Source organism: Sphingomonas cellulosilytica, assembly GCF_052321755.1.
Lineage (GTDB): Bacteria > Pseudomonadota > Alphaproteobacteria > Sphingomonadales > Sphingomonadaceae > Sphingomonas.
Genome location: NZ_JBQRTT010000003.1, coordinates 86,416 through 112,403, shown reverse-complemented (window position 1 = coordinate 112,403; position 25,988 = coordinate 86,416). Strand labels below are relative to the sequence as shown.

Sequence of the window (25,988 nt, the reverse complement as noted above, 5' to 3'; positions counted from 1 at the left end):
CTTCACCGCCGTCATGGCTCTCATGGGGGGGGGCGGGAAGTCGGTCGGCGAACGGACCATCGCTGGCTTCGCGTGCTACTAACTAGACGTCGTTCGGTCAGGCGGGTTGCAGCAACGCGATCTCCCATATCGAGGGACGCTCCGCCATCGCGTTGGGCGGTCGCTGATGACGTGAATCGATGGCCGCGCGCTAGGCCACGACGCGCTGATCAGGGCCGATCTGACGTCCCAAGCCAGTCGTTTGGCCGCGGCTGACCCGCAGAAGTTCGCGATTAGAAATGTGCGGCTATCGGTTCCGTTCGACAATGGCATTCCGGTCACGGCAGCCGCGAAACGTACATCGACGTCTGCGCGACAGGTTTCGCCGATCGCCGTGCCCTTCTGGGTCGTCGTGCCGGCCGCCTAGGCACCGACGACACCGCTGAACGATCAAATCCCATGATACGGGACAATCTCACAGGTGATGAAATACCGCTTGCGAAGGTTGTCGGATCGGGGTAGGTGAGGTCCAGATAGCGAAGACTGTCGCGCTAACGTAGGTTTAGCTAAATTCGGGGAGCGATGCTTGCATGGGATGCAACAGCTGTAAGATGTAGCTCGCCTGGCGGCTCGAGCATTCTAGTTCCGATCTACAATAAAACTATGACCCTTAGGGCGCTGCAACCACCGCGTCTTCAGGAGATGAGGGGATGTACATGAATACGCAGAAATTCGTGGCAACGATGTTGGCAACGACTGGCATGGCGATCGCGTCGCCCGCATTCGCGCAAGTGCAGGCGGGCGTAGCGGTGGATGGCCCCTCCGCGAATGCTGCGCCATCGTCATCCGCTGCGGATGCTCAACAAGTTGGACCGCAGGATCCTTCCATCCCCGCCGACCAGGGAGCTGACATCGTCGTCACCGGATCCAGCATCCGCGGGGTCGCGCCCACCGGATCGGCGCTCATCAGCGTCACCAGCGCTGACATCGTCGCGACGGGTGCGAGCACGACCACCGAACTGCTTCGAACGGTTCCCCAGCTGGGCAGCTTCGGAGGCAGCGGTACGAACAACGGGCAGAACTCGGCGAACTTCGTCGATCAGCCCGCGATCCACGGCGTCGGAGTCGGCAACGGTGGCGGTGGATTGACGCTCGTTCTGCTCGATGGCCTGCGGCTTCCGGGGGCCGGCATAAACCAGACCGCGCCCGACCCGAGCGCGATCCCGCCTTCCGCGATGGAGCGTGTCGAGGTGGTGGCGGACGGGGCTTCGTCGATCTACGGATCCGATGCGGTGGCTGGCGTCGTCAACTTCATCCTCCGCAAGAACGTCGACGGCGTGGAGACCGCGGGCAGGGTCGGCTTCGGAGATGGCTATCGGACATACAACGGCAGCATCCTGGCCGGGAGGAAGTGGGATACGGGGTCGATCCTCGCCGACTACGAGTATTCGGAGAACACCGCGGTAAACGGCACGGAGCGGGACTATTACGGCATGCGGACGTTGTCGACGCTCTGCAGCCCTGCGAACGTGACCGTCAACGGAGTGATCTATGGTCTCACCGCGACGGGCGCGCGCGCCGGCGTGCCGAACCAATGCGACGTCAACAAGGCCAACGATCTCTATCCCGCGCAGCACCGCCATCAGGGGCTGGTGTCCATCCGCCAGGAACTTGGCAGCGGCATCGAGGTGCACGCCCGCACGCTGTACTCGGCTCGGGAACTCCGCTCGGATCAGGCGATCTCCGGCGGGAACGTGTCGAGCGGCGGCTTGAACCTGACGGTCGCCGGCGGTCCGTTCTACAACGCCGTGGTCGCCTCCGGCGTCCCCGCCGGTACTCAGCAGGTTACGTACAATCCCTCTAGGGACCTCGGTCCGACCATCCGGAACCGCATCTCCACCCGGACGTGGTCCACGAACGCGGGCATCGGCGCCGATCTCGGCGGCGGCTGGCGCGGCGCGATCGATCTGAACTATGGACGTGAACGCGACGACATCACGCAGCGCGGCATCGATCAGGCACTGGTCACGAGGCTCGTGAGTGCGGGCACCTACAACCCCTATGGCGTAGGCGCCGCCAACGATCCGTCGCTGGTGCAGCGTGTGGGCAATTACCGCACGCGCTACTTCGGACAGCAGGAGGTCAAGGAGGCCATCGCGAAGGTCGACGGCTCGCTCTTCTCGCTGCCTGGCGGTGCGGTGAAGGCGGCGGTCGGCGGCAGCCTGCGTGAGGAGCGCTTCTACGCGAACACCGACACCGGTCCCGACGGCGGCGCGATCCAGACCGAAGCACTCGGCAAGCGCAAGAGCTATTCGGCATACGGCGAGGTGTTCGTGCCGATCTTCGGTGAGGCGAACGCGACGACCGCCTTCCAGGCGCTCGACGTCTCGCTGTCGGCACGCTACGACCACTACGACGATGTCGGCGGAACGACGAACCCGAAGATCGGGGTGAACTGGACACCCGTGCGGGGCTTGGTGCTCCACGGCAGCTACGGCACGTCCTTCCACGCGCCGAGCCTCGCCGATGCGGGTACCGCCATCGACACGCGCGTCATCCGGTTCGCGGACTTCACCGGTTCGACCGCGCCGGGCGCGTATTCGATCATTCTGGCGGGTGGTAACAGGCTTCAGCCCGAGACCGCGACGACGTGGTCGCTCGGTGCCGACTTCAAGCCGGTCTTCCTGCCCGGCTTCAAGCTAACGGCGACATACTTCAACATCGACTACAAGAACGTCATCACCTTCCCGGGCTTCAATCCGGTCAGCGAGCCCAACAATCCGCTTTTCGACGTCTACCGGACCTATGCGCCCACCGCAGCGCAGGTCCTGGCTGCAACCAACGGCATCAGGCATGACGGCCTGTCCTACCCCGACGTCGGCACGCTGCCCACCGCGATCTACGATCTGCGTCGCCAGAACTTCGCTCGGCAGAAGATCGACGGGCTCGACTTTGACGTCGGCTATGCGCGCAGCACGTCGATCGGGGACTTCAACGTGGGCGCCGCGGGCACCTGGCTCTGGGGCTTCGATCAGCAGATCAACGGCAGCAACGTAGTCACGAGCCGCCTGCGGACCGGTTACGCGATCGACTTCAAGGCGCGTGGACGCGTCGCCTACGCCAACGGTCCCGTCGACGGAGCGATCTTCGTCAACTACATCAACAAGTACCGCAACGTCGTGGACAACAGCCGGGTGAAGGCCAACACCACGGTCGATCTCCATCTCGGACTGAAGCTCCCGCTGGGCAGCCTCGTCGAGGATCCGCAGATCACCGTCGACGTCACCAACCTCTTCGACAAGGATCCGCCGTTCTTCTACGACGCCAGCGCGTCAGCCTACGGGTTCGACTCGGCGAATGCCTCGGCGCTTGGTCGGGTCGTCTCGGTTGGACTGCGCGGGAAGTTCTGAGGCTCTTTCCTCGGGTGGCGACGGCGTCGCCACCCGTTTTCACGTCGGCGCCATCGGCGCCGAAGACATCGTCGTTCTCGGAGTCCCGCATGATCCGCCACCTCTCACATCTCGTAATCGGGACGTCGGCCTTGGGGCTGGCGATCGGCGGTGCGGGCGCGGCGATCGCTCAGACGGAGGCGGCGCGTCCCGACGCCGCCGTCACGCGCGATGCCGACGCGCGCGCGGACGCCATCGTGGGGCGGATGACGCTCGACGAGAAGATCGCCATGCTGCACGGCACCTTCGGCTCCGCGATCCTGAAGGAGCGGCCCAGCGAGAAGCGCAACGGCGCCGGCCATGTGCCGGGCGTGCCCCGGCTGGGCGTGCCTGATCTCTTCGAAAGCGACGCGAGCCTCGGCGTCGCCAACGGCGGACAGATGCGCAAAGGCGACGTCGCCACCGCGCTGCCGTCGAGCCTGATGACGGCGGCGAGCTTCGACCCGTCAATCGCCTACGCCGGCGGTGCGATGATCGGAGCGGAGTCCCGGGCCAAGGGCTTCAACGTTCTGCTCGCCGGCGGCGCCAATCTGGTGCGGGACGCCAGAAACGGGCGCAACTTCGAGTACCTGAGCGAGGACGTCCTGTTGACCGGACGCATGGCTGGGGAGAGCATCCGAGGCATCCAGTCGAACGACATCGTCTCCACGATCAAGCACTATGCGCTGAATGCGCAGGAGACGGGTCGGAACGTTCTCGACGCCCGGATGCCCGAGGCGGCGATGCGCGAAAGCGATCTCCTCGCGTTTCAGATGGCCATCGAAATCGGCCGGCCGGGATCGGTCATGTGCGGCTACAATCAGGTGAACGGCGCCTACGCCTGCGAGAACGCCTTCCTGCTGAACGACGTCCTCAAGCGTGATTGGGGGTACACAGGCTGGGTCATGTCGGACTGGGGGGCGGTGCATTCCACCGCGAGGGCAACGACCGCCGGTCTCGATCAGGAATCGGGCCAGGAGTTGGACCGGCAGGTGTTCTTCGGAGCTCCGCTGAAGGCTGCGGTCACCAGCGGGCAGGTGTCCACGGCACGGCTGGACGACATGGTCCGGCGCATCGTGCGCACGATGATCGCGCACCGTCTGCTCGACAATCCTACGCCGAGCGAGCCGCAGTCGATCGACTATCGTGCACACGCCGACGTTTCGCAGAGAGCCGCCGAAGCGGGCATGGTCCTGCTGAAGAACGATCGCGGGGTCCTGCCTGCCGCAGCGACCGCCAGGCGCATCCTGCTCGTGGGCGCACATGCCGACATCGGCGTGCTGTCGGGTGGCGGGTCGTCGCAGGTTCGCCCGGCGAGCGGCGTAGCGCTCGAACTGCCGATGCCGGGCGGGGGGCCGCTGAGCGGCTTCATCAAGATCACCTATCATGCCTCGTCGCCGCTGGCGGCGATGCGCGCCAGGGCGCCGAACGCCGAAGTGACCTATCTCGACGGATCGGACGCGGCCGCGGCCGCGGCCGCGGCGAAGCGCGCCGATCTCGTCGTGGTGTTCGCGCAGCAATGGCGATCGGAGGCAGTCGACGTCGAGAGCCTCAAGCTGCCGGGCGGACAGGACGACCTCATCTCAGCCGTCGGCGCCGCCAACCCGAGGACCGTCGTGGTTCTCGAGACCGGCGGAGCCGTCTCGATGCCGTGGATAGACCGGGTGGCCGCGGTGCTGGCCGCCTGGTATCCTGGTGAACGCGGCGGCCAGGCGATCACGCGCGTGTTGTTCGGGGACGTGAACCCATCCGGTCGTCTGCCGATCACCTTTCCAGCTAGCGATGTGCAGGGCCCTCGACCGGACGTTCCGGGGCTGGGACTGGTCCGGTCCGCTGCTGCTGAAGCCGCACGCAAGCCGGTCAACCCTGACATCAGCACGGTCGATCTGACCGGCGGGGTGCCGACCTTCCCGGTCGAGTATCCCGAAGGTGCCGACGCGGGCTATCGCTGGTTCCAGGCGACGCGGGCGAAACCACTGTTCCCGTTCGGCCATGGCCTTTCCTACACGACCTTCTCCTACGGCGGGATCAGGGTTGCCGGCGGCGACGTTCCGCAGGTTACTTTCACTGTGACCAACACCGGCCGGGTTCCAGGTGCCGACGTGCCGCAGGTGTATGCGACCCGTCCCGGCTTCAACGGCGCACCGGTCCGTCGGCTCGTCGGCTTCGAGAAGGTGACGCTTGCCCCCGGCGAGAGCCGGACGGTCCAGGTGGATGTCGATCCGCGCCTGATCGCCGACTACGATCCCGGCCGCAGGTCTTGGCATGTTCATGCCGGCGCGGTTCCGATCTCGGTCGGACACAGCGTCGACGACATCGATCTGAGCGGCACCGCCAGCGTCAACGATCGCCTCTGGACCCAGTAGTCCGATCTCGGGTTCGAGGTTCGACATGCGGAAGCTTCAAGCGAGAAGAACGATGCTCGCCCTCTGTGGAGCATCTCTGGCGGTCACGGCGGGTGCGGCACCGCGAACGGCCGCCCGGCAGTATCGCGATCTCAACCACGACGGGCATCTGGATCCCTACGAGGACGTCGACCTGCCGGTCCAAAGGCGCGTGGAGGATCTTCTCGCGCGCATGACGCTTGCCGAGAAGGCGGGAACGATGATGCACGGCACCGCGCCCGGCGTTGGGGACGCGGTCGGCCGGTCAGACGGCGGCTATGACTTGGCGAAGGCGCGGACGATCATCGTCGGCAACGGGGTCACAAGTCTGATCGCGCGCCTCTCGATGTCGTCGAGCGACTTGGCGGAACAGAACAACAAGCTGCAGAAGCTTGCTGCGTGATAGCGTCTCGGCATGCCGCTGACGATCAGCACCGATCCACGCAACCATTTCCAGGCCGTGCTCGGGGCCAGCACCCGCGGCAGCGGATTCACACTCTGGCCGGAGCCCCTCGGCTTCGCCGCGCTCGGAAATCCCGGCGTCGTGCGTCGGATCGGCGACGTCGCGCGTCGGGAATACCGCGCGGTCGGCATCCACATGGCCTTGTCGCCGCAGGCGGACCTCGCCAGCGAGCCGCGCTGGCCCCGTGGAACCGCGACCTTCGGATCCGACCCGGCGAAGGTCTCCGCGCTGGTCGTCGCCTATGTGCAGGGCTTCCAGCACGGCACCGCCGGCGTTTCGAAGGACAGAGTGGCGACCGTTGTGAAGCACTGGGTCGGCTACGGCGCGGAGCCGCGGGGGTTCGACGCGCACAACCACTATGGTCGCACGGTCCGGCTCGACAATGCCAGCTTCGCCCAGCATGTCGCCGCGTTCGACGGTGCGTTCGCCGCGGGCGTCGCGGGCGTCGCGGGCGTCTCGGGCGTCATGCCGACCTATCCAATCATTGCGGGCGTCACGCTCGGTGGTCGGCCGCTGGAACAGGTCGGTGCCGGGTTCAACCGTCAGCTGCTCACGGGACTGCTGCGTGGCAGGAAGAAGTTCGCGGGACTCATCATGTCGAACTGGGGTACTACCAACGACTGCCCGATCGCCTGTTCGACACCGACACGCGAACGACCGCAGACGCCTGCGGCTATCGCGATGTCGTGGGGCGTCGAGGCGATGGACAGGGTGGACCGCTTCGTCAAGGCGGTGGACGCCGGCATGGACCAGTTCGGAGGCGTCGATGATCCTGCGCCGCTCATAGCCGCGGCGGAGGCCGGAAAGGTGTCCGTGGCCCCTCGATCAGTCCGTCAGGCGCGTACTGACGCTGAAGTTCGAGCAGGGGCTGTTCGACGATCCCTACGTGGACGCGTAGGCCGCTGCGGTTGAGGTCGGAAATGCCGCCGATCAGGCAGCGGCGGACGCGGCCCAGCGAGGAGAACGAGGGCGGGGTCATACCGATACGATCGGGCCGCAGGGTCTGGCTGCACGGCGTGGACGCGGCGATCGCGAGGGCCGCCGGTCTGATCGTAGTCGACGATCGGCGAAGGCCGAGGTTGCCGTGGTCCAGGTGGCCACGGCGTCCGAGGAGCTGCACCCGTATGCCTTCTTTGGAAACCGGCAGAACGAGGGCCGTCTGGATTTCCGTCCGGGCGATCCCGGCTACGAAGCGATACTGGAGGCGACCGCTCGCGTGCCCACGATCGTCGCGATCGACATGGATCGTCCGGCGATCCTCACCAGCGTCCGCGACCGCGCCGCGGCGATGCTGGCGGCGCTCGGCGCCAGCGACGCGGCGGTGATGGACGTCGTCATCGGCAAGGCGAAGGCAAGGGGTAGGCTCACGTTCGAGTTGCCGTCGTCGATGGAGGCGGTCGAGCGGCAGGATCCCGCGCGTTCGAACGACTCCATCTCTCCGTTGTACAATGCAGGGGTCGGAATCACGGAGTGGGGAGGCATCTGGCGGCCGCTCGTGCGCGGCCCGTCAGGCCGACACGGCGTTCGCCCGCGCGATGGCAGAGTAAAGGGAGGCGCTTGGTTTGAGGGTGCGCACCTGGCTGACGCGATCGACGGCCATCAATCCGAATTTGGGGCCATATCCGAAGCTCCATTCGAAATTGTCCATCGCCGACCAGTGCCAATACCCCCGGACGTCGATGCCGGCGGCAATGCACTCCTGAAGTCCGGTCAACGCCTCGGTGATGTAGCGTCCCCGCAAGGCGTCGTCCTCCGTCCCGATGCCGTTCTCCGTGACGAGGATCGGTGTCCTTGCCACGCTCGCGGCGTAGCGGACGGCTCCGGCGAGCCCGGCAGGGTAGTACTCCTGGTCGAGCTGCGTGCGGACGGCCCCCGCCGGTGGTGGGATCGCACCCTTCGCATCGAAGCGCTCTCGCGTGTAGTTCTGGACACCCACGAATTCATCGGTTCGCGCCAGTTCGAGCCACACGTCGTATCGCTTCGATCGCTCCGCCACTCCTGCTCCTGGCGCGCCGGGAGCATCCTGGATGTCGGACATGGCTAGCGTCAGACCCACTGGAAGATCCGGCCGGACCGCCTTGGTCGCTCTCCGCGCCGCCGCGTGGCACGCCCGCACGATCGGCTTGGACCTGGACGCGTCATCGAAGAGGAATGAGCGGAATGTGGACGAGCCGCTGGCCTTCTTCGCCGCATCCAGCATGGGTGCGAGGATCGTCGTTGGGATGAAGTCCGAGAAGGTCAGGTTGGCTTCGTTGAAGGTGCACAGCGTGTCTATCAGATCTCCGCAGTGTCGCAGCACGGCCTCCGCATAGGCGGCGAACGCGGCCACGGTCGCTGGATTCTCGAAGCCGCCGCGCGCCGCCAGCCACGCAGGCGAGGTGAAGTGATGCAGCGTGACCACAGTGTGCAGACCATGCCGGCGGCAGACCCGCAGCATGTCGCGATAATGGTCGAGTTGACGTTTGTCGTAGCGCCCAGGCGTCGGCTCAATGCGTGCCCATTCGATGGAGAACCGATAGCTGCTCAAGCCCATCGCCGCGATCGTCGCGATGTCCTGAGGGTAGCGGTTGTAGTGATCGCACGCGACTCCGGACCTTTCCCTGATGAACGTTCCGGGTAGGCCTTCGAGAAGCCACCAATCGCTGTTAGTGTTGTTGCCTTCGACCTGGTGTGCCGCAGTCGCGGTTCCCCAGAGGAATCCCTTGGGGAACGTCCTGTGCGTCATGCCCGCCATCGCGGCCAGAGGCGTGGTGGCAGCCAGCGTCGCGCCGGCCGCGATCACGTGACGCCGGGTCAGACCGGTGGGGGTCATCGCGCCGCCTCGTCCTGCACCGCGACGATGCGTACCGGATCAAGTAGACCGGATGGGGTCAGCGGGGTCGAGGCCGACAGGCCATTGCCGAGCAGGGCGAAACCGCCGCCCGATGCCGCGTTGGTCCAGGCGTGCTGCGTCGCGCCTGGCTGCAGATCCCCGACGAATCGATTCTGCCATGTGTTCGCCACCTTTATCTCCACTTCGTTCCGTCCGCGTCTCAGCTGATCGGTCACATCCAGCCGGTATGGTGGCGCCCAGGCCGTTCCCGCCGGGACGCCGTTGATGCGGACCTCCGCTACATCTCCGACGCGGCCGAGATCCAGATACAGGCGTTCGCCCTTGGTGAACCAGCCGCCCGGGGCGGTGAGCGTCTGGCGATATGTCGCCACGCCGGAGAAGTAGCGGATCTCGGGATCCGCGCTGGCGGTCCACGAACCGACGTTGGTCGCGGTCGGCGCCCCGGTCGGGAATTGGACGCTCCAGCCGGTCGCCAGCGTTCCCACGGTCCTGATCCGTGGGGGCGCAATGGTCAGGCCCTTCGCGCTCCCGGGCCCGCGGAAGAGCACGAACACCGCTTCGTACGCGCCGAGCGTCAGCGGGATGCGCGTCCGATCGCCGTCGACGGCATAGGTGACCCGTTCGGACCTGCCGGTCTCGGCATGCCACAACTCGGGCGCGTGGCCGGTGGCGCGGAACCAGGTGGGGACGGTGGCGGCCTTGTCGCTCTGGTTCGTCACGAAGTAGAGGTCCCCATCGCCGAGATGGCGGTGCGCGAAGCGCAGAATCATCGCCGGATCGTCCGGAGCGTAGTCGAAGTCGCGTGCAATCCGTTCCGCCGCCAGGACGGCCGGTACGTCCCGACGCCAGTAGACGCGTCCCTTGCCGTAGGAGTTGACGGTCAGGGAGTCGCCGTCCGTCTGCCCCCAGAGGTCGTCGGCGATCGTGCGAACGGCGTCGTCGCTCGAACCCAGGCTCGGGGAGCCCGTCGGCTTGGGTCCGACGAGCACCGCGCCCTCCGCGACGAGGTTCCGCAGCCTCGTGATCATGGGAAGCGTCATCCGATCGAGCGCCTCCGGAAGTACGAGCAATCGGTAGCTCGCGCCGCCGGGGAACGCGATACGCCCCCGGTCCACCGTCGCCAGCCGCAGCAGCGCGTCGGCATTGACGTAGTCGAACCCGTGTCCTGGTAGATCCAGTGCCCCACCCGCGCCGCGATACGGAACCCCGGATGGCGCACCCTCGCCGTAGAAGTAGAGGACGTCGGCCGATGGCGTTCCCTGCTGCAGCATGTAGGAGCTGCGCGACAGGTAGTCGATCCAGGGCTTGGCCATCTCCCCCCAGGTCTCGTGGCGGGTGAAGACCTGCCCGAACGGCCCGAGGGTGAGGCCGGGCTTGTGCGTGTCGTCGGGCTGATGCGGGGACGTGTGCAGGACCAGGCGATTCACGCCCATCGCCATGTACTTGTCGACCACCCATTTCAGCGACCATGGCGTCGACGTCCATTGCGGCAACGACGAGGTGAGGGCCTCCGCAGCGACCAGCGGCTTGCCGTAGACGTGCGCGGTGGATCGGGTCTCGATGATGTCCGCGGGAAACTCGTCGGAAGCGACGCCTTGGAAGGCCGCGGGTTGGCCACCGAACGGCATGGCCCAGAACTCACCCATGGGAATGTCGGTGAGGCTCTTGGCGAGCATGCCGTCCGCGACGGTTGGCCAGGCTGCTCCCGTCGCCTCGCCGTAGTAGCCCAGCCTGTGCTCCTTGGCGAAGCGGGTGATCGTGCCGTAATGGTTCTCCGCGACGAGGTCCGCGAGGGTCCGGCGAAAATCCCATAGGAAGGCGTCGCTGCGCTCGGCGCTGTCGACGACGTGGCCAGCCAGCACGGGTAGCAACCGGGTCAGCGCGTAGCCGCGCCGACGCATGAATTCCGCCGGCATGGGCTCGGTCCAGTTCTCCTGGCCGGCTTCCCAGCTGTCGGTCAGGAGATATCGGAGACCTCGATCGCCGACCAGCGGTCCCAGGGTCTCGATGACGGGAGCCATGTACGCGTCGAGGTGTGCGCGTACGTGGGCGGCGTTCAGCTTGTCGACCTCCAGCCCGGTGCCTTCGGGCGTGGCGGGATGGTTGACCTCGCCGGTGAGCGACCAGCCGGCCCTCAGAACCGTCCATGTGCCCGTCGGGGCTGTCCAGTCGAGCGTGCCGTCCGGACGCAGTCTGTCGCTGAGGTCGAGGATGTCCTCCGATCGGATCGCGGCGGAGGCCGCGACGTCGGGGGTCCGGACGGCATCCGCGTCCGCGAGCACGCCGAATCCCGCCCGGTCCTCGAACATGTCGACGCGTGCACCCGGCACCAGGGCGAGTTCGGAAAGCGTGATCCCGGGAGCCTGCGGCCAGGGATTGCGGGAGGCTTCGGGTCGATCGAACAGGACGCGGAAGTGCCGAGCCGTGGTCGAGGGGAAGGCGAACGTACGCTGCGGTGCAGGATTGTGGGCCTGCCCGACCAGGGTGCGGATCGAACGCCACGTCGTGCCATCGTCGCTCGCCTCGATCCGCCCTTGCGGTCCTTCGGCGAAGCGCCCTCCCACCGGACCGACGTACGTGAGGGCGCGGATGGTGGTCGGCACCGCGAAGTCGTAGCGAACCCAGGTCGGTGCGCCAGGAGTGGGCGAGGGAAGGGTGACCCCATGCTCCGTATCGCCATCCGCCAGCATCGCCGTGTCCGTCGCGGGTGCGTTCGTGGATATGGTCGGCGCAAGAGAGCCGAGCGGCACGTCACCCTCGGGCGTACGGAAGGCGAGCACCGCGACGTCGCGCGAGAGTACCGGTCCGCCCGTCTGAGGCTTGCCGGTGAAGTCGTGCTTCGCCATCGCTTGGAACGGTCCCGAGTTGTCGGGAAGTGGAGCGAGTTTGCCGGCGCGGTGGCCGCCGACTATCCGCGTCTCGCTCCACACGAACTTCTTCATGCCCCACTCGGGTTTCACCCAGGGGCCCCCGGTTTCGCTCCATCCGGGAGCCGCGGCCATCGCGAACTCCAACCCCAGCCGATCGGCCTCGGACGCCGCGAACTTCAGATTGCCGAACCATTGCGGGCTCAGGACGGTGACCCGCTCGGGCACGATCTTCGGTGCTCCCATGTCTCCGTCGAACATCATCGCGCCGGCGACGCCGATGCGCTTCATCCATTCGAGATCCTTCGTGATCCCATCGCGCGTCACGTTGCCGCTCAGCCAGTGCCACCAGACGCGAGGGCGGGCCGACTCCGGCGGAACTTGGAAGCCGCTGCGCAGCGGGTCGTCCGCGGTGGAAGGCGAGGCTGGCGTCGCGTCGGGCGCCGAGGGGGCAACCTTCTGTGCGGCTGCCGTGCCGGTCAGTATCGTACCCGCCAACAGCAGGAACACGGGGATGGAGGTGCGCAGGCGCATGCGTGGTTCCTTCAGGATGCGAGGCTGTTGCCGTAACCGATGATGACGGTGGCGAAGACGAGGAGGGCGACGCCGGCCCAGACGGTCGCCCGGACACGGGTCGATGCGTCGCGCCATTCGCGCAGCGCGAAACCCCAGAGTGTGCCGAAGATGATGATCGAGGCCATGTGGAGCGTCCAGGACGAGAAGCCCAGGCGCCCCATCTGGCTTTCGCCCATCGTGTAGAAGAAGAACTGGAAGTACCAGAGCGTCCCGCCGAGCGCGCAGAGCAGGAAGTTGGTCGGCAGCGAGTGGCGCCCCTCGTTAGGCGTGGCGGCGGCGCCGGGTGCCGGACCGAAGCGTCCGATCCATTGGCCTGCCGACCGGTTGCGGATGATCAGGATCGCGCACCACGTCGCGTTGGTCAGAAGGCCGCCGAACATGACGAGGCACAGGGTGGGCAGGCCCGTCCACAAGGGTCCCGTGCCCGCCGCGGCGGACAGCGCCTTCAGCGGCTCCCCGGCCGCCAGACCGAAGGCGAAGCAGCTCGACATGACGCCCGAGAAGATCGCGACGGCCAGGCCCTTCCGGAAGGCGAACTCCGCGATCGTCGCGGCCTTCTGTTCGGCGGGCAGGGACGCGTCCTTCCAGGCGCCGGCCAGCGCGACCACTACGATGCCCGCAAGGGTCACGAACAGGCCGCCGAGGATGACGTTGCCCGAAGCGGTGTCGAACAGCTTGGCGCTGAGATCTCCCGCGAAGATCGGGGGGATGAGCGTGCCGAAGACCGTCGACAGGCCCAACACCACCGCCATGCCGAGCGAGAGGCCGAGATAGCGCATCGTGAGACCGTAGGTCAGTCCTCCGAACCCCCACAGGACGCCGAAGGCGACGCACCAGAGGATCGTCGCGGGGGGCGACGCGGCGATGACGCCGAGCAGGTCGTTCGTCATCACGCCTGCGAAGAGCCAGGGCGCGAACAGCCAGGAGAACAAGCCGCCGGTGAGCCAGAAGATCTCCCATGACCAGCGGCGCACGCCGCGGTAGGGAACGTAGAAGCTGGCGGATGCGAGGCCGCCGAGCCAATGGTAGGCGACACCGACGAGCGGATTACCCATTGTCGCGATCCTTGAGTTCGAGTCCGAGGCGGTAGAGCCGATTGGCGTTGCCGCCCCACAGCGCGCGGCGTTCGTCCGCCGAGAACGGCTCCAGGATCGCCGCGTAGGTGTCCAGCGTGGCGTCGAAGGTGCCGAAAAGCCCGTCGGTCGGGAAGTCGCTGGCCACGCAGGCGCGTCCAGCGCCAAAGATGTCGATCGCCTCGAGGATCCAGGGGCGCGCATCGTCGGTCGTCCAGGGGCGACGCACGAACCCGAACCCGGAGATCTTGATCGCGACGTTCGGAAGCTCCGCGAATCTGCGAAGACCGTCCGACCATGTCGCACGTCCATCGGGATCGGCTGGTACCGGCATGCCGAGATGATTGATCACGACCTGCGTCTCGGGCGATCTCGCAATGATGCGTACCAGCCGCGCGAACTGCGAAGGGTACGCCTGCAGATCGAAGGACAGACCATGATCGGCGAGCCGGGCGAACCCTCTCTCCCACGCGGGGTCCTCCGTCACGTCATGATCGGTGTAGCTGAGCGTCGGGTTCGTGTGCCAGTTGACGATGTGCCGCACGCCTCGGACGCGTCCGTGCGCGGCGTGCGTCTCGAGGAGCGGTTCCAGCTCGGGATCGTTCAGCGCCGCTTGGGCGACGATCCCGGCTGGAGGGTCGTCGAGCCGTTCCAGCCAGAAGGTCTCCGCGGCGGCATGGGTGGCGTCGGCTCCGGCTTCGACGTGGACGACGCCGGCGATGTTCCAGCTGGCGGCGTCCCGTCGATAGTCATGCGGCAGGTAGGTCTTCGCGATGGCCTCGACCGATCCGTTCGGGCCGTCATCCGCGAAGGGTGGCGTCAGCCAGGGGTAGCGAAGCCGTGCAAGGTCCCAGAAATGGACATGGGCATCGACGAAGGGAATGTCGCGCATGGTGTATCCTCTCCTGAGGCGCCCGGTATGCCGGGTCGCCATTACGGACGTCCGGGCCGTCCTTGGATCGATGACTTCAGAAGGTCGTGCGCCCCCCGGACGTGTCGAACGTCGAGGCGGTCGTGAAACTGCACTCCTCGCTGGCCATGAAGCAGACCATCGCGGCCGACTCCTCGATCTCGCCGAGGCGACCCATCGGGATCTTGGAGCGCATGTAGTCGACCTGGCTTTGTGGAAGCTGGGTCAGGATCGGACTTTCGAATGTGGCGGGGGTCAGCGCGTTGGCGATCACGCCCCTGCCGGCCAACTCCTTGCCGAGAGACTTGGTCAGGCCGATCACCGCGGCCTTGGTCGCCGAATAGGCGCTGGCGTTGGGGTTCCCTTCCTTGCCGGCGACCGAAGACAGATTGACGATCCGCCCATAACCGTTCTCGAGCATCATCGGCACGATCGTACGGTTGCAGTAGAACAGACCGTTCAGGTTGACGCCGACGACCTCAAGCCAGCTGTCGACGGGAAATTCGTGCACCGGCGCGGTAGCGCCCGTGATCCCGGCCGAACAAACGAGGATGTCGACCTTGCCGAGCGCGGCGAGCGTCCTTTGGGCGGCTGCCTCGACCGCGACGAGGTCGGCGACGTCGACCGCTTCCACGTGCGCCGCCTGGATCTCATCGCGTACCGCAGACAGTGCCTCCGCGTTGAGATCCCAAAGTGCGACGGTCCCGCCTTCCGCGATCATCCGTGCAGCCACGGCCTTGCCCAACCCCGAAGCGCCCCCCGTGACGATCGCCGTCCGACCCGAGAACCGACCTGCGAACACGGTCATGCTGCTTCACCCGTGCGGGGATGCCGCCACGCCACGACATCCTGCGTCTGTTCCCCGAGCTTCGCGATCGTCAGGTGCATCGTGTCGCCGGGCGCCAGGTAGATCGCCTCCGGCTTCTTTCCCTCGCCGACGCCCGGTGGCGTCCCGGTCAGAAGAAGATCTCCGGGCTCCAGCGTCACGTACTCGCTGACGTAGGCGATCAGCTCGTCGACCGGGAAGATCATCGTCCTGGTGTTGCCTGTCTGCATCCGCGAGCCGTTGACGTCGAGCGTCATGTCGAGATCCTGCGGATCGCCGATCTCGTCGGGGGTGACCAGCCACGGACCGACCGGGCAGAACGTGTCGTGTCCCTTTCCCTTAGACCACTGCGTGCCGCGTTGCTTCTGATTGAACCGCTCCGACACGTCGTTCGCCAGGACGTAGCCCGCGACGTGATCGAGGGCATCGGCGCGATCGACATGGCGGCAGGTTTTCCCGATGATGACTCCGAGCTCGACCTCCCAGTCGCCGTGCGTCGCGGACTTCGGCAGCATGACGTCGTCGTTCGGACCGGACAGGCTGGAAAGCGACTTCATGAACATCATCGGCTCGGTCGGGATGGGCAGGTTCGATTCGATCGCGTGGTCACGGTAGTTCAGGCCGATCGCCACGATCTTGCCGATCCCGGAGATCGGTACGCCGTAGCGAGGAGCGCCCTCGACGAGCGGCAGTGAAGCGGCATGGATGGAGGTCAGCTGGTCCAGCACCGCGACGGAGACGTCGCCTACATGTTCTGAAAGGTCGCGGATCCGACCGTCCTCGTCGATCAGACCAGGCTTCTCGGCACCCTTGGCACCGTAACGACAGAATTTCATCGGAAGAACCTCAGTGTGTGTAGGGGCGGTTGAGGGGGATGTCGCGGTTGAGCTCGACGCCGAAGCCGGGTTTGTCGAGCTGGCCGGCCTTGATCCGGCCGTTGACGGGGACGGGCTCGCCAAGCAGCTGGGGCGCGAACATAGGCACGACCTCGGTCGGTCCCGGATGCATCATCAGGAATTCGGCGAACGGCGAGTTGTGGCGGGTGATGACGAAGTGGTAGCTGTAGACCGACGAGCCATGCGGCACGACCATCTTGCCCTTGGCGTCGGCGAGCGCGCTGATCTTGAGCAGCTCGGTCACGCCGCCGCACCAGCCGACGTCGGGCTGGATGATGTCGCAGCAGTCCATATCGAGGAGCATGCGAAAGCCCCAACGGGTGGCCTCGTGCTCGCCGGTCGTGACCAGCATGCCCCTGGGCACGTTGCGCTTCAGGTCGGCGTAGCCCCAGTAGTCGTCGGGGCTTATCGCCTCCTCGATCCATTTCAGGCCATGCTCGTGGCATGCGATGGCCAGCCGTGTGGCGTAGTCGACGTCCAGCGCCATCCAGCAGTCGTACATCAGCCAGAAGTCGTCGCCGACCTTCGCCCGCATGTCCGCGAGCAACGCGACGTTCCTGTGCAATCCTTCCAGCCCCTCGGCCGGGCCGTGATGCAGCGGCATCTTGCCGCCGATGAAGCCCAGCTCCTTGGCGACGTCCGGGCGGGCACCCGTCGCGTAGAACTGCAGCTCGTCCCTGACCGGGCCGCCGAGCAGCTGATGCACCGGCTCGCCACGCAGCTTGCCCAGCAGATCCCACAGGGCGAGGTCGACGCCCGAGATGGCGTTCACGACAAGACCCTTGCGCCCATAGTACTGCGTCGAGAAGTACATCTGGTCCCAGATCCTCTCGTAGTCGGCCGGGTTGCGGCCCTCCAGGAACCGGGCGAGATGCTTCTCCACGATGAAGCAGGCGGGCGCTCCTCCGGTCGTGACCGCGAACCCGATCGTTCCGTCCTCGGCCTCGATCTCGACTACCAGGGTACCGAGCACGTTGATCCCGAAGCTGCGTCGCGACGTTCGGTACTCGGGATAACGGCTCATGGGAGTCGCGATATGATCGTCGATCCAGTGCGATCCGGTCTGATCGTGGTAGTCGGCGCCTCCTCCGGTTGCGGTGAAGGCTCGCACGTGTTTGATCTTCGGTAGCGCCACGGTCATCCTGCCCATCGTCTGCGTCGTTGATAAAGATAGCGCAGTAGCTATTGCCATATTATGGAATTCCGTCCTAGGGAATGAAAACGATGACGTCAACAGAATCGCTTGGCAATTCCGACAAGGAAGCGACGGTGGGAGCCGGCAGTCAGACTTTGATGCGCGGCCTCGACGTGATCGAGGCGATCGCCCAGGAGGCGCGTGGGCTTCAGGAACTTGCTGATCGACTCAGGCTCACGAAGAGTACGACGCACCGGTTGGCCAGTGCGCTGGTTGAGAGAGGTTATCTCGCCTTCACGCCAAGGGCCGGATATCGACTCGGCCCTAAGCTGCTCGAATTGGGCGCTCTGGCCCATGTCCAGGCCGACATCATCCAGGTCGCCCGACTTCATCTCGAGGCTCTGTCGGCATCGACGGAGGACACCGTTCATCTCGGCGTCTTAGAGGGGGATCGGGCGCTGTATCTCGACAAGATGCCGGGGCGGCGAAGGATTACGATCTCCAGCCGAGTGGGAGACAGGCAGCCTTTGACGTCGACCGGCCTCGGTAAGGCGCTCATGCTCGATCACCCTCCCGAATACTGGCGAGCGCGGTTCGATGCCGATCAGGCGGAGGGCTCGCATCCGGCTGATTGGACGGAATGGGAGAGCCGGATGCGTCACTACGTCGATGCCGGACGCGCGTTCGATCTCGAGGAGAACGAGGATCAGATACGCTGCGTGGCCGCGCCGGTGCGCGACGCGAAGGGCGTCATTGTCGGTGCGATCAGTGTCTCCAGCGCCGCGCAGTACATGAGCGACGAGCGGATGAGCGAGCTGTCGAAGACGGTATCCGCCGCGGCCGATGCCGTCAGTCGCGACCTTGGCTGGACTGCCGCGCCACCAAAGGAATAGGGAGAGAGAGATGCTGCTAGGAGGAAAGGCTGTCCTCGTCACGGGCGCATCGGCTGGGATCGGACGAGCGACCGCGATTGCCGCCGCACGACACGGTGCTGACGTTGCGATAAATTTCCTCGGCAGCGAGGACGAGGCGGCATCGTGCGTGGCGGCGATCACCGAGTTGGGGCGCAAAGCCATCGCGGTGGCGGGCGACGTCTCCGACCCGGCAACCGCGGTCGATTTCGTGACACGGGCTTCCGAAGCGTTGGGGGGCATCGATGTGTTCGTCAACAATGCCGGCATCTGCCCGTTCCATGCGTTTCTCGATATGCCCTTGGAGACGTTCGAACGAACGATGCGCGTCAATCTTCACGGCGCCTACTTCATGGTGCAGGCCGCGGCCAACCAGATGGTTCGTCAGGGGCGGGGCGGCGCGATCGTCGCGGTGTCGTCCATCTCCGCGCTCGTGGGGGGTGAATATCAGACTCATTACACGCCGACTAAGGCTGGCGTGCATTCGCTGATGCAGTCGACGGCAATTGCCCTCGGTCGCCACGGTATTCGGTGTAACTCGGTGTTGCCGGGGACGATCCTCACCGACATCAACAAGGAAGATCTTGCCGATCCGGCGAAGCGCTTGCGCATGGCGCAGCGTATCCCGCTCGGGAGGCTTGGTGAACCGGACGACATCGCCGGGCCGATCATGTTTCTTGCGTCCGACTTGGCCCGGTACGTCACCGGCGCGGCGTTGCTGGTAGATGGCGGTGCATTCGTGAACCTGCAATGATTCAGCCGCATATCATTCAGGGCTTTTTTCTGCCCGCACCGTGTTTTCCGACGCACGAATTTCAGGAGGCTCGGTCATGAAGGCAGCTTCCGCGATCGACTATCGCGAACTTGCGCGACGCCGCCTGCCACATTTTCTGTTCGAGTACATCGACGGGGGGAGCTACGCAGAAGTCACGTTGCGCCGGAACGTCGCTGATCTGGAGGACATCGCGTTGCGACAGCGCGTGCTGACCGACGTCTCGACGCTTGATCTGTCGACGACGCTGTTCGGGCGCAGCCAACGTCTCCCCATCGCCTTGGCGCCAATCGGGTTGGCAGGAATGAACGCGCGTCGCGGTGAGGTTCAGGCGGCGCGCGCAGCGCAGACGGCTGACGTGCCATTCTGCCTGTCGACAGTTTCGGCGTGTCCGCTAGCCGAGGTTGCTGCCGGCACGTCGCAGCCCTTCTGGTTTCAGCTCTACATGATTCGCGATCGGGGCTTCATGCGTGATCTGCTGGCCCAGGCAAAGGCAGCCCAGTGCTCCGCACTGGTGTTCACGGTTGATATGCCGGTCCCAGGCTCCCGCTATCGCGACTATCGTTCTGGACTGGCAGGAGCGTCGGGTTTCATGGGTAGCGCCCGACGCGCAGTGCAGTCGATGCTGCGGCCTGCCTGGGCCTATGACGTCGGAATGAGGGGACGGCCACATCAACTCGGCAACGTCGCGCCGGTCCTTGGCAAGAGTACCGGATTGGAAGATTTCTTCGCCTGGATGCGAGCTAATTTCGATCCGACGGTGTCTTGGAAGGACCTCGAGTTCATTCGGGAGGTCTGGGAAGGCCCGCTGATCATCAAGGGCATATTGGACGTCGAAGACGCCCGTGCTGCCGCCGAGCTCGGCGCTGACGGCATCGTTGTCTCAAATCACGGTGGGCGGCAGCTCGACGGCGTTCCATCCACGGCTCGTGCACTTCCGCCGATCGCTGACGCAGTGCGACATCGGTTGACGGTATTGGCCGATGGCGGCGTTAGATCTGGGCTGGACGTTATTCGAATGCTTGCCCTTGGTGCTCATGGCGTGTTGCTCGGGCGAGCGTGGGTCTATGCGTTGGCGGCAGCAGGGGAAAAGGGCGTAGACCACATGTTGAAGCTGATCGAAGCCGAAATGCGCGTTGCTATGGCGCTGACGAGTTCGACTAGCATCGACCAGATATCAAGGAAAATACTCGTTAGATGACTTGAGACGGTAAGCAGGTTAACAGGATAGCTGAGGCTGAGGTCGCGCGCACCGCCGCGATGTCTTCCGGGTTTGTCCGCGACTTGGCTTCGCGAACACGAGGGCCGGCCTCGTCCACAACGCACCTCGCGGTCTCATTGGTCGACATGTCCATGCGACTATAGCACGTCAGCATTCATCCTCCTCTTCAAAGGACGCAGGCTACTGTGGGGGCAGCACGCTCTCAAGTACGCCATGTGGTTCCCAGCCAGTCCTCCCTGCGCAGCAGGATGTCGATTACACGTGACCTGACGATCGCCAGCAACAATGCCGGGATCGATGGCGAGGGGCTTGGCAAGCTGCTGCGCACGCGGCAGGTCAAGAAGATGATCTCGAGCTACGTCGGCGAGAACAAGGAGTTCGAGCGCCAGTATCTGTCGGGTGAGCTCGATGTCGAGTTCTGCCCGCAGGGCACGCTTGCCGAGCGGTGTCGCGCGGGCGGCGCGGGCATCCCCGGCTTCTACACCAAGACGGGCGTCGGCACGCTGGTGGCCGAGGGCAAGGAAGTGAAGTCGTTCGACGGAGAGGAATACATCCTCGAACGCCGTATCCGCGCCGACCTGTCGATCATCAAGGGATGGAAGGCCGACCAGAGCGGCAACCTGATCTTCCGCAAGACCGCTCGCAACTTCAACCAGCCGACGGCGGCCGCGGGGCGCGTCTGCGTCGCCGAGGTGGAGGAAGTGGTGCCGGTCGGAAGTCTCGACCCCGATCACATCCACCTGCCCGGCATCTACGTGAAGCGGATGATTGTCGGCGCGCCCTACGACAAGAAGATCGAGTTCCGCCTGACCCGGCCACGCGTCGAGGTGCCCGCTGCTGCCGGGAGTGAGTTGTGATGACGCAGGCAAGCAAGGGCTGGGACCGCAACGGCATGGCCGCGCGCGCGGCGAAGGAGTTGCAGGACGGCTTCTACGTCAATCTCGGCATCGGCATCCCGACGCTGGTGGCGAACAACATCCCCGACGGCATGACCGTGACGCTCCAGTCGGAGAACGGGATGCTCGGCATCGGCCCGTTCCCGTACGAGGGTGAAGAGGACGCCGACCTGATCAACGCTGGCAAGCAGACGTTCAGCGAGCTGCCGCAATCGGCCTATTTCGGCTCGGAGCAGAGCTTCGCGATGATCCGCGGCGGGCACATCGACCTGACCGTGCTCGGCGCGATGGAGGTCGCGGAGAGCGGCGACATCGCCAACTGGATGATCCCGGGCAAGATGATCAAGGGCATGGGCGGCGCGATGGACCTCGTTGCGGGCGTCAAGAAGATCATCGTCGTGATGGAGCACACCTCCAAGGACGGCACGCCCAAGTTCCTGCGCGAATGCTCGCTGCCGCTGACGGGCCGGAACGTCGTTGACATGATCGTGACCGATCTGGCGGTGTTCCAGCGACCCGATCACCAATCGCCGTTCCGGCTGATCGAGTTGGCGCCCGGCATCACTGCGGACGAGGTTGCGGCAAAGACCACCGCGAACTACGTCACCAGCTAAGCGTCTCTCCAAATCCGAAGAGCGAGAATTCTCCTCCGGTCCGGTCAGGGGGAGCGGAATGGACGAAGCAGCCGCCGCGTATCTAGGCCGTAGACTCACAAGCTCGCAGCCAGAGCCGCATTGAGGCGAGCTGAACCATGGCGAGGAAGTTGGCGGCGAGCTTGTCGTAGCGGGTGGCGACGCGACGGAAGTGCTTCAGCTTGGAGAAGAACCTCTCGATCAGGTTGCGCTCGCGGTAGAGCCGCTTGCTGAAGCACGGCTTCCAGCGGCGGTTGCTCTTCGGCGGGATGTTGGGTGTGGCGCCCTGGTCCTGGATCAACTCGCGGATGCGATCGGCATCGTATGCCTTGTCCGCCAGCACGATGGTGCGCGGGCCGAGATGATCAAGCAGGCGGTTGGCGATCTGACCATCGTGCGCTTGTCCTGCGGTTAGACCGAGCCGGATCGGCAGGCCTTGCGCGTCGACGACGACGTGGATCTTGGTCGTGAGGCCGCCGCGTGATCGAACGAGACAATGATCTGCACCCCCTTTTTGCCGTCGCAGCCTGCTGGTGCGCCCGGATGGAAGTGCTGTCGATCATCTGGATTGCGCCGTCATGCGCGGCGCTGATGGCGTCCATCAGCCGATCCCATACGCCTGCTTTCCGCCATCGCACGAAGCGATTGTAGCAGGTGGTTCGCGGGCCATACCGCTCCGGCAGGTCGCGCCACGACGCACCGGATCGCAGCACCCAGAAGACGCCGTTCAGCGTCCTACGGTCATCGACCCGGGGCACGCCTCGCGGCTTGTTCGGCAGCAGCGGCTCGATCATGCGCCACTCGAAGTCGGTCAGGTCATATCGGCTCATGCCGAAACTGAATCAGAGATCAGCGGCACTTTAAAGGCTCGATGGGCGGACCACTCGCTTGTAGTTTGTTAGCCGCTGCTCGACCATCAGGCCTCACCCCCGCGGCGGCAGCTCATCTGCGGATGGTTCCTCGTGTGGCCCGGTAATGCGAAACTTCTCGATGGCGTCCCACGCCCTAGTTGCGACCGCAACCTTGAAGGGATTACTGAGTAGCCAACGAAACCGGGCAGACTTACGCGCTTCTGCGATGACCCGTTCAAGTAAGTCTTCTGAGGGATCCTCAAGAACATCCTCCAAGGGGCCGCATCCAAGGCCAGCAAGAAATCCGGGGTGATCTGATCGTGACGCACCGAGGATCACATAGGCGAAAGCCTTTTCGGGGTCGTCATGGTAGCAGGAGATGATCTCACCGAATGCATCAGCATCCTCTTCTGGCCACTCGCCCCTGCCGTTCTCATGATATCTGGCATAGGCATCCAGCTGCCAACACATCAGCTCAGCATCGGGCCTGGCTAGCGCTCGTTCCAACTCGTCGAAGTCGGCCTTCTCACCCATGCGTCGAGCGTAGCTTTGAAGCCGCGTGAAGCAAGTCGTGTCGGTCGGCAGAGGCAAGGGCGGAGCAAGCGCCTAATGCCATCTCCGCTGTCAGTTTATGGGTTCACGACCTAATCGACAACTACGACGTCCGCGACGAAGCCCCACTCGCGCGATACGCGGAAAACGCTGGTCCGCTCGTCGCACGTCACGGTGGAAGCATGATCGCGTTCGACGCCGCCCTGACCCCGGTCGAAGGCGCCGCCTCGTCAACTCTCGCGGTCATCAGGTTTCCCTCGACGGCGGACGCGAAAGCCTTCTTCGAATCTGCCGAATATCGAAAAGTCAGGGACACCAGGATAGACGCCACCGCCGGTGGCTTCCTGGCGCTGGTCGCCGGGGTCGGCTGACACCAGGGACCGCGCCCATCCGGCCGTCACGCGACCAATGGGCGAGGCGCCAAGTCGCGGGCCACGTCGAACCCGGCCGAACGTCGACCGATACGGTCGATGCCGTACCGTCGGTCATTCGAGGAATGTTCGATTGTCATCGCACTGACCGGCCAAATAGACATCACCGCCGGCTCGCGTCACGACGCTTCTCCGGTTCGCCACCACGGAAAGAGGCCGTCGAATGGAACGAGCGAGCCCGACCTTCCAGGCCGGGTCGCCGTAGTCATCCATCACGCAGGACCGGCTCGCGAGAGGGAGGGGCGCACACTGGAGCGCAGCGGAAGCAGCAAATTGGCGATGTCGCTTTGAATGTTGCTCCAAGTCCGATCATCAACCGGTAGCAGCCCAAGGAACCTCAGGAAGAATGCGCCTTCCACGGCGAAGAACGCGAGCCGAGCTTTGCGATCGTCCAGCGTGTCACCGGGCAGTCCGTCGGCGCGCTGGATGAACCATTCTCTGATGCCGTCCAATCTATCGGGAGACTGCATCAGCCCGGCCAAAAGCCCTGCTGCGCGCGTTTGCGAGGCGTCATCCTGCGCTTGGGACGACGCGACGTGCGCTCGCATCTTCTCCACGAACGTAGACGCCGATCCCAGTTCCTTGGCATGAATATGGGCGTCCTGTTCCATCCAGCGTCTGAGCATGGCGGAGATCAGCCCTTCCTTGTCGCCGAACAACGATTGGATGCCGCCCTTTGAGATGCCAGCGGCTTTGGCAACGCCGCCAATCGTCAGTGCCGATGCCCCCTCGGTGGCCACCAGTCCTTCGGCAAGCGCGAGGATCTGGTCGCGATCGAGTGTTCTCGGACGGGCCATCTAGATATCCCTTGAAGCATTGAAATACGAGCGTATGCTAACGCATCGAATAGCGCAAGCTGTGATGAGAAACTATCGAAGCGCGGAGCCTCGTGATGAGCGCAAAGAAGAAGATTGTGATCGTTGGTGCCGGGTTTGGCGGGCTCGCCGCCGCTAAGGCTTTGGCGAAGCGAGACCTCGACGTCCTTTTGATTGACCGGACGAACCACCATCTGTTCCAGCCATTGCTGTATCAGGTGGCGACCGCCGCACTGTCGCCGGCGGACATCGCGACAGCGACGCGCGCATTGTTCAAGCCTCAATCTGGCGTTTCGGTCTTGCTGGATGAAGTCGACGGTGTAAATCCGCGGATGAAGACAGTTTCCACGGTCCGTTCGGGCGATCTGGATTTCGATTATCTCGTGCTCGCTACGGGCGCGAGCTACAGCTTTTTCGGCAATGAAGAGTGGAGCGAGTTCGCTCCGGTCCTCAAAACATTGTCGGACGCGCTCTCGATCCGCGCCCAGTTGCTCTCCGCATTCGAGCGTGCCGAGCGTAGCGACGACCCTGAAGAGGTCGAGCGGCTTCTGACCTTCGTGGTGATCGGTGCGGGCCCGACCGGCGTCGAGATGGCGGGCGCCATTGCGGAACTCAGCCGGACGACGCTCGCGAAGGACTATCGGCGGATCGATCCGTCCAAGGCACGCATATTGCTGATCGAGGCCGGCCCCAGGATCCTGTCAGCCTTCACGCCCAAGCAATCTGCGGCAGGGTTGAAATCGCTGCAGTCGCTAGGCGTGACCCCGATGATCGGGCAGGCGGTCAAGTCGATCGACGCCGCCGGTGTCGATTTGGGGAACGGCCGCATCGAGAGCCCGAACGTCTTCTGGTGCGCCGGTACGCAAGGAAGGCAGGCCGGGGCCTGGCTGCACGCGGAGACCGCACGCAACAAGGCCGTCATCGTGAAGCCGGACTGTTCGGTTCCTGGCCATCCCGATATCTTCGTCATCGGAGATGCCGCCAGCTACCAGGTTGGGGAGGGGCACGCACTTCCAGGCCTCGCCCCTGTCGCCAAGCAGCAAGGGCGATACGTTGCCGAGATGATCCAGCGTCGCATCAGCGGAAAGCAAGCCACCCGGCCGTTCCGCTACAGGAACTGGGGCACGATGGCCGTCATCGGCCATTCCCGTGCCGTGGCGGATTTCGGCTGGCTTCGCCTAAGTGGCTTCACGGCCTGGCTCACCTGGTCACTGGTCCATCTCATGCTGCTGGTGGACTTCCGCAGCCGTATGTCGGTCTATACGAACTGGACCTGGGCCTGGATCACCAAGGGGCGAGGCGTCCGATTGCTCACGCGGGAGGAAGACGCGCGAGCCGAGGTTTCGCTCTCGCTTCCCAGCTCAAGGTCTGTCGGCTGAACAAGCCCTGCCAGCCTGCACCGCGATGCATATCGAATTTGCGGGTTCGTCGCTGAACGGGGCGTCGACGCGCAGGCCACAAATGCCATTACTGCCTACCAAGTGGTCGAAGCGGACGTACATGACAGGCAGCGTCCGCTTCGATACTTTCTGGCCC

At 64.9% G+C, this 25,988-nt stretch carries 20 protein-coding genes and 2 pseudogenes; 12 read left to right on the top strand and 10 right to left on the bottom strand.

Going from position 1 to position 25,988, the window contains the following annotated elements; translation table 11 throughout:
* Positions 1-689 precede the first annotated feature (689 nt).
* The 5 genes and pseudogenes from ACTZQ5_RS05870 to ACTZQ5_RS05850 form a co-directional block, all read left to right on the top strand.
* On the top strand, positions 690-3,389 hold the full coding sequence (locus tag ACTZQ5_RS05870) for a TonB-dependent receptor domain-containing protein (protein ID WP_443584227.1): 2,700 nt from the start codon (positions 690-692) through the stop codon (positions 3,387-3,389).
* Between the two features lie 89 nt (positions 3,390-3,478).
* On the top strand, positions 3,479-5,773 hold the full coding sequence (locus tag ACTZQ5_RS05865; protein WP_443584226.1) for a glycoside hydrolase family 3 C-terminal domain-containing protein: 2,295 nt from the start codon (positions 3,479-3,481) through the stop codon (positions 5,771-5,773).
* A gap of 211 nt (positions 5,774-5,984) precedes the next feature.
* Positions 5,985-6,194: a hypothetical protein gene (locus tag ACTZQ5_RS05860; RefSeq protein WP_443584225.1), complete on the top strand. Its 210-nt coding sequence runs from the start codon at positions 5,985-5,987 to the stop codon at positions 6,192-6,194.
* A 12-nt stretch (positions 6,195-6,206) separates the two neighbouring features.
* Entirely contained in the window at positions 6,207-7,166 is a 960-nt protein-coding gene (locus ACTZQ5_RS05855) for a glycoside hydrolase family 3 N-terminal domain-containing protein (protein WP_443584224.1), read from the top strand.
* Between the two features lie 172 nt (positions 7,167-7,338).
* A pseudogene (locus tag ACTZQ5_RS05850) lies at positions 7,339-7,659 on the top strand (glycoside hydrolase family 3 protein); the annotation flags it as partial.
* A gap of 102 nt (positions 7,660-7,761) precedes the next feature.
* On the opposite strand, the gene ACTZQ5_RS05845 reads toward ACTZQ5_RS05850, so the two are convergent.
* The 7 genes from ACTZQ5_RS05845 to rhmD all read right to left on the bottom strand — a co-directional run bounded on the left by ACTZQ5_RS05845 (position 7,762) and on the right by rhmD (position 17,376).
* Positions 7,762-9,066, bottom strand: a complete 1,305-nt coding sequence (locus ACTZQ5_RS05845; protein WP_443584223.1) for a family 1 glycosylhydrolase — start codon at positions 9,064-9,066, stop codon at positions 7,762-7,764.
* Entirely contained in the window at positions 9,063-12,488 is a 3,426-nt protein-coding gene (locus ACTZQ5_RS05840) for a glycosyl hydrolase (RefSeq protein WP_443584222.1), read from the bottom strand. The genes ACTZQ5_RS05845 and ACTZQ5_RS05840 overlap by 4 nt, the downstream gene beginning before the upstream one ends.
* Positions 12,489-12,499: 11 nt before the next feature.
* Positions 12,500-13,585 (bottom strand): L-rhamnose/proton symporter RhaT, encoded by a 1,086-nt coding sequence (gene rhaT, locus ACTZQ5_RS05835; protein ID WP_443584221.1) that lies wholly within the window; start codon positions 13,583-13,585, stop codon positions 12,500-12,502.
* Positions 13,578-14,495, bottom strand: coding sequence for an amidohydrolase family protein (locus ACTZQ5_RS05830; protein WP_443584220.1), 918 nt, complete (start codon positions 14,493-14,495; stop codon positions 13,578-13,580). Before ACTZQ5_RS05830 ends, rhaT begins: the two co-directional genes overlap by 8 nt.
* A gap of 76 nt (positions 14,496-14,571) precedes the next feature.
* Entirely contained in the window at positions 14,572-15,321 is a 750-nt protein-coding gene (locus ACTZQ5_RS05825) for an SDR family NAD(P)-dependent oxidoreductase (RefSeq protein WP_443584219.1), read from the bottom strand.
* Positions 15,318-16,175 carry a 2,4-didehydro-3-deoxy-L-rhamnonate hydrolase gene (locus ACTZQ5_RS05820; protein WP_443584218.1) on the bottom strand — a complete coding sequence of 286 codons (858 nt, stop codon included), beginning with the start codon at positions 16,173-16,175 and terminating at the stop codon, positions 15,318-15,320. Before ACTZQ5_RS05820 ends, ACTZQ5_RS05825 begins: the two co-directional genes overlap by 4 nt.
* 10 nt (positions 16,176-16,185) lie before the next feature.
* Positions 16,186-17,376: an L-rhamnonate dehydratase gene (gene rhmD, locus ACTZQ5_RS05815; RefSeq protein ID WP_443584217.1), complete on the bottom strand. Its 1,191-nt coding sequence runs from the start codon at positions 17,374-17,376 to the stop codon at positions 16,186-16,188.
* A 74-nt stretch (positions 17,377-17,450) separates the two neighbouring features.
* Between rhmD and ACTZQ5_RS05810 the strand changes: the two genes are divergently transcribed.
* The 5 genes from ACTZQ5_RS05810 to ACTZQ5_RS05790 all read left to right on the top strand — a co-directional run bounded on the left by ACTZQ5_RS05810 (position 17,451) and on the right by ACTZQ5_RS05790 (position 21,785).
* The gene (locus tag ACTZQ5_RS05810; protein ID WP_443584216.1) at positions 17,451-18,263 is read left to right on the top strand and encodes an IclR family transcriptional regulator; all 813 of its coding nucleotides are present in this window, start codon (positions 17,451-17,453) and stop codon (positions 18,261-18,263) included.
* Positions 18,264-18,273: 10 nt separating this feature from the next.
* Complete coding sequence (gene lra1 / locus ACTZQ5_RS05805; RefSeq protein ID WP_443584215.1) at positions 18,274-19,035, top strand: L-rhamnose 1-dehydrogenase Lra1; 762 nt, start codon at positions 18,274-18,276, stop codon at positions 19,033-19,035.
* Between the two features lie 76 nt (positions 19,036-19,111).
* Positions 19,112-20,254, top strand: a complete 1,143-nt coding sequence (lldD, locus tag ACTZQ5_RS05800; protein ID WP_443584214.1) for an FMN-dependent L-lactate dehydrogenase LldD — start codon at positions 19,112-19,114, stop codon at positions 20,252-20,254.
* Positions 20,255-20,523: 269 nt separating this feature from the next.
* Positions 20,524-21,132, top strand: a complete 609-nt coding sequence (locus tag ACTZQ5_RS05795; protein ID WP_443584213.1) for a CoA transferase subunit A — start codon at positions 20,524-20,526, stop codon at positions 21,130-21,132.
* A complete protein-coding gene (locus ACTZQ5_RS05790) occupies positions 21,132-21,785 on the top strand; it encodes a CoA transferase subunit B (RefSeq protein WP_443584212.1) in 654 nt (217 codons plus the stop codon). Before ACTZQ5_RS05795 ends, ACTZQ5_RS05790 begins: the two co-directional genes overlap by 1 nt.
* An 82-nt stretch (positions 21,786-21,867) precedes the next feature.
* Here the strand turns inward: ACTZQ5_RS05790 and ACTZQ5_RS05785 are convergent.
* Together ACTZQ5_RS05785 and ACTZQ5_RS05780 are read right to left on the bottom strand one after the other, a co-directional pair.
* Positions 21,868-22,597 (bottom strand): annotated as a pseudogene (locus ACTZQ5_RS05785) (IS5 family transposase).
* 129 nt (positions 22,598-22,726) lie between these two features.
* Positions 22,727-23,188 (bottom strand): DUF6869 domain-containing protein, encoded by a 462-nt coding sequence (locus tag ACTZQ5_RS05780; protein WP_443584211.1) that lies wholly within the window; start codon positions 23,186-23,188, stop codon positions 22,727-22,729.
* Positions 23,189-23,268: 80 nt separating this feature from the next.
* Here ACTZQ5_RS05780 and ACTZQ5_RS05775 point away from each other — a divergent pair, with 80 nt between their 5' ends.
* Positions 23,269-23,577 (top strand): DUF1330 domain-containing protein, encoded by a 309-nt coding sequence (locus tag ACTZQ5_RS05775; RefSeq protein ID WP_443584509.1) that lies wholly within the window; start codon positions 23,269-23,271, stop codon positions 23,575-23,577.
* 272 nt (positions 23,578-23,849) lie between these two features.
* Here the strand turns inward: ACTZQ5_RS05775 and ACTZQ5_RS05770 are convergent, their stop codons facing one another.
* Entirely contained in the window at positions 23,850-24,434 is a 585-nt protein-coding gene (locus tag ACTZQ5_RS05770; RefSeq protein ID WP_443584210.1) for a TetR/AcrR family transcriptional regulator, read from the bottom strand.
* Positions 24,435-24,529: 95 nt separating this feature from the next.
* Here ACTZQ5_RS05770 and ACTZQ5_RS05765 point away from each other — a divergent pair, with 95 nt between their 5' ends.
* Positions 24,530-25,831, top strand: a complete 1,302-nt coding sequence (locus tag ACTZQ5_RS05765; protein ID WP_443584209.1) for an NAD(P)/FAD-dependent oxidoreductase — start codon at positions 24,530-24,532, stop codon at positions 25,829-25,831.
* Positions 25,832-25,988: the final 157 nt, after the last annotated feature.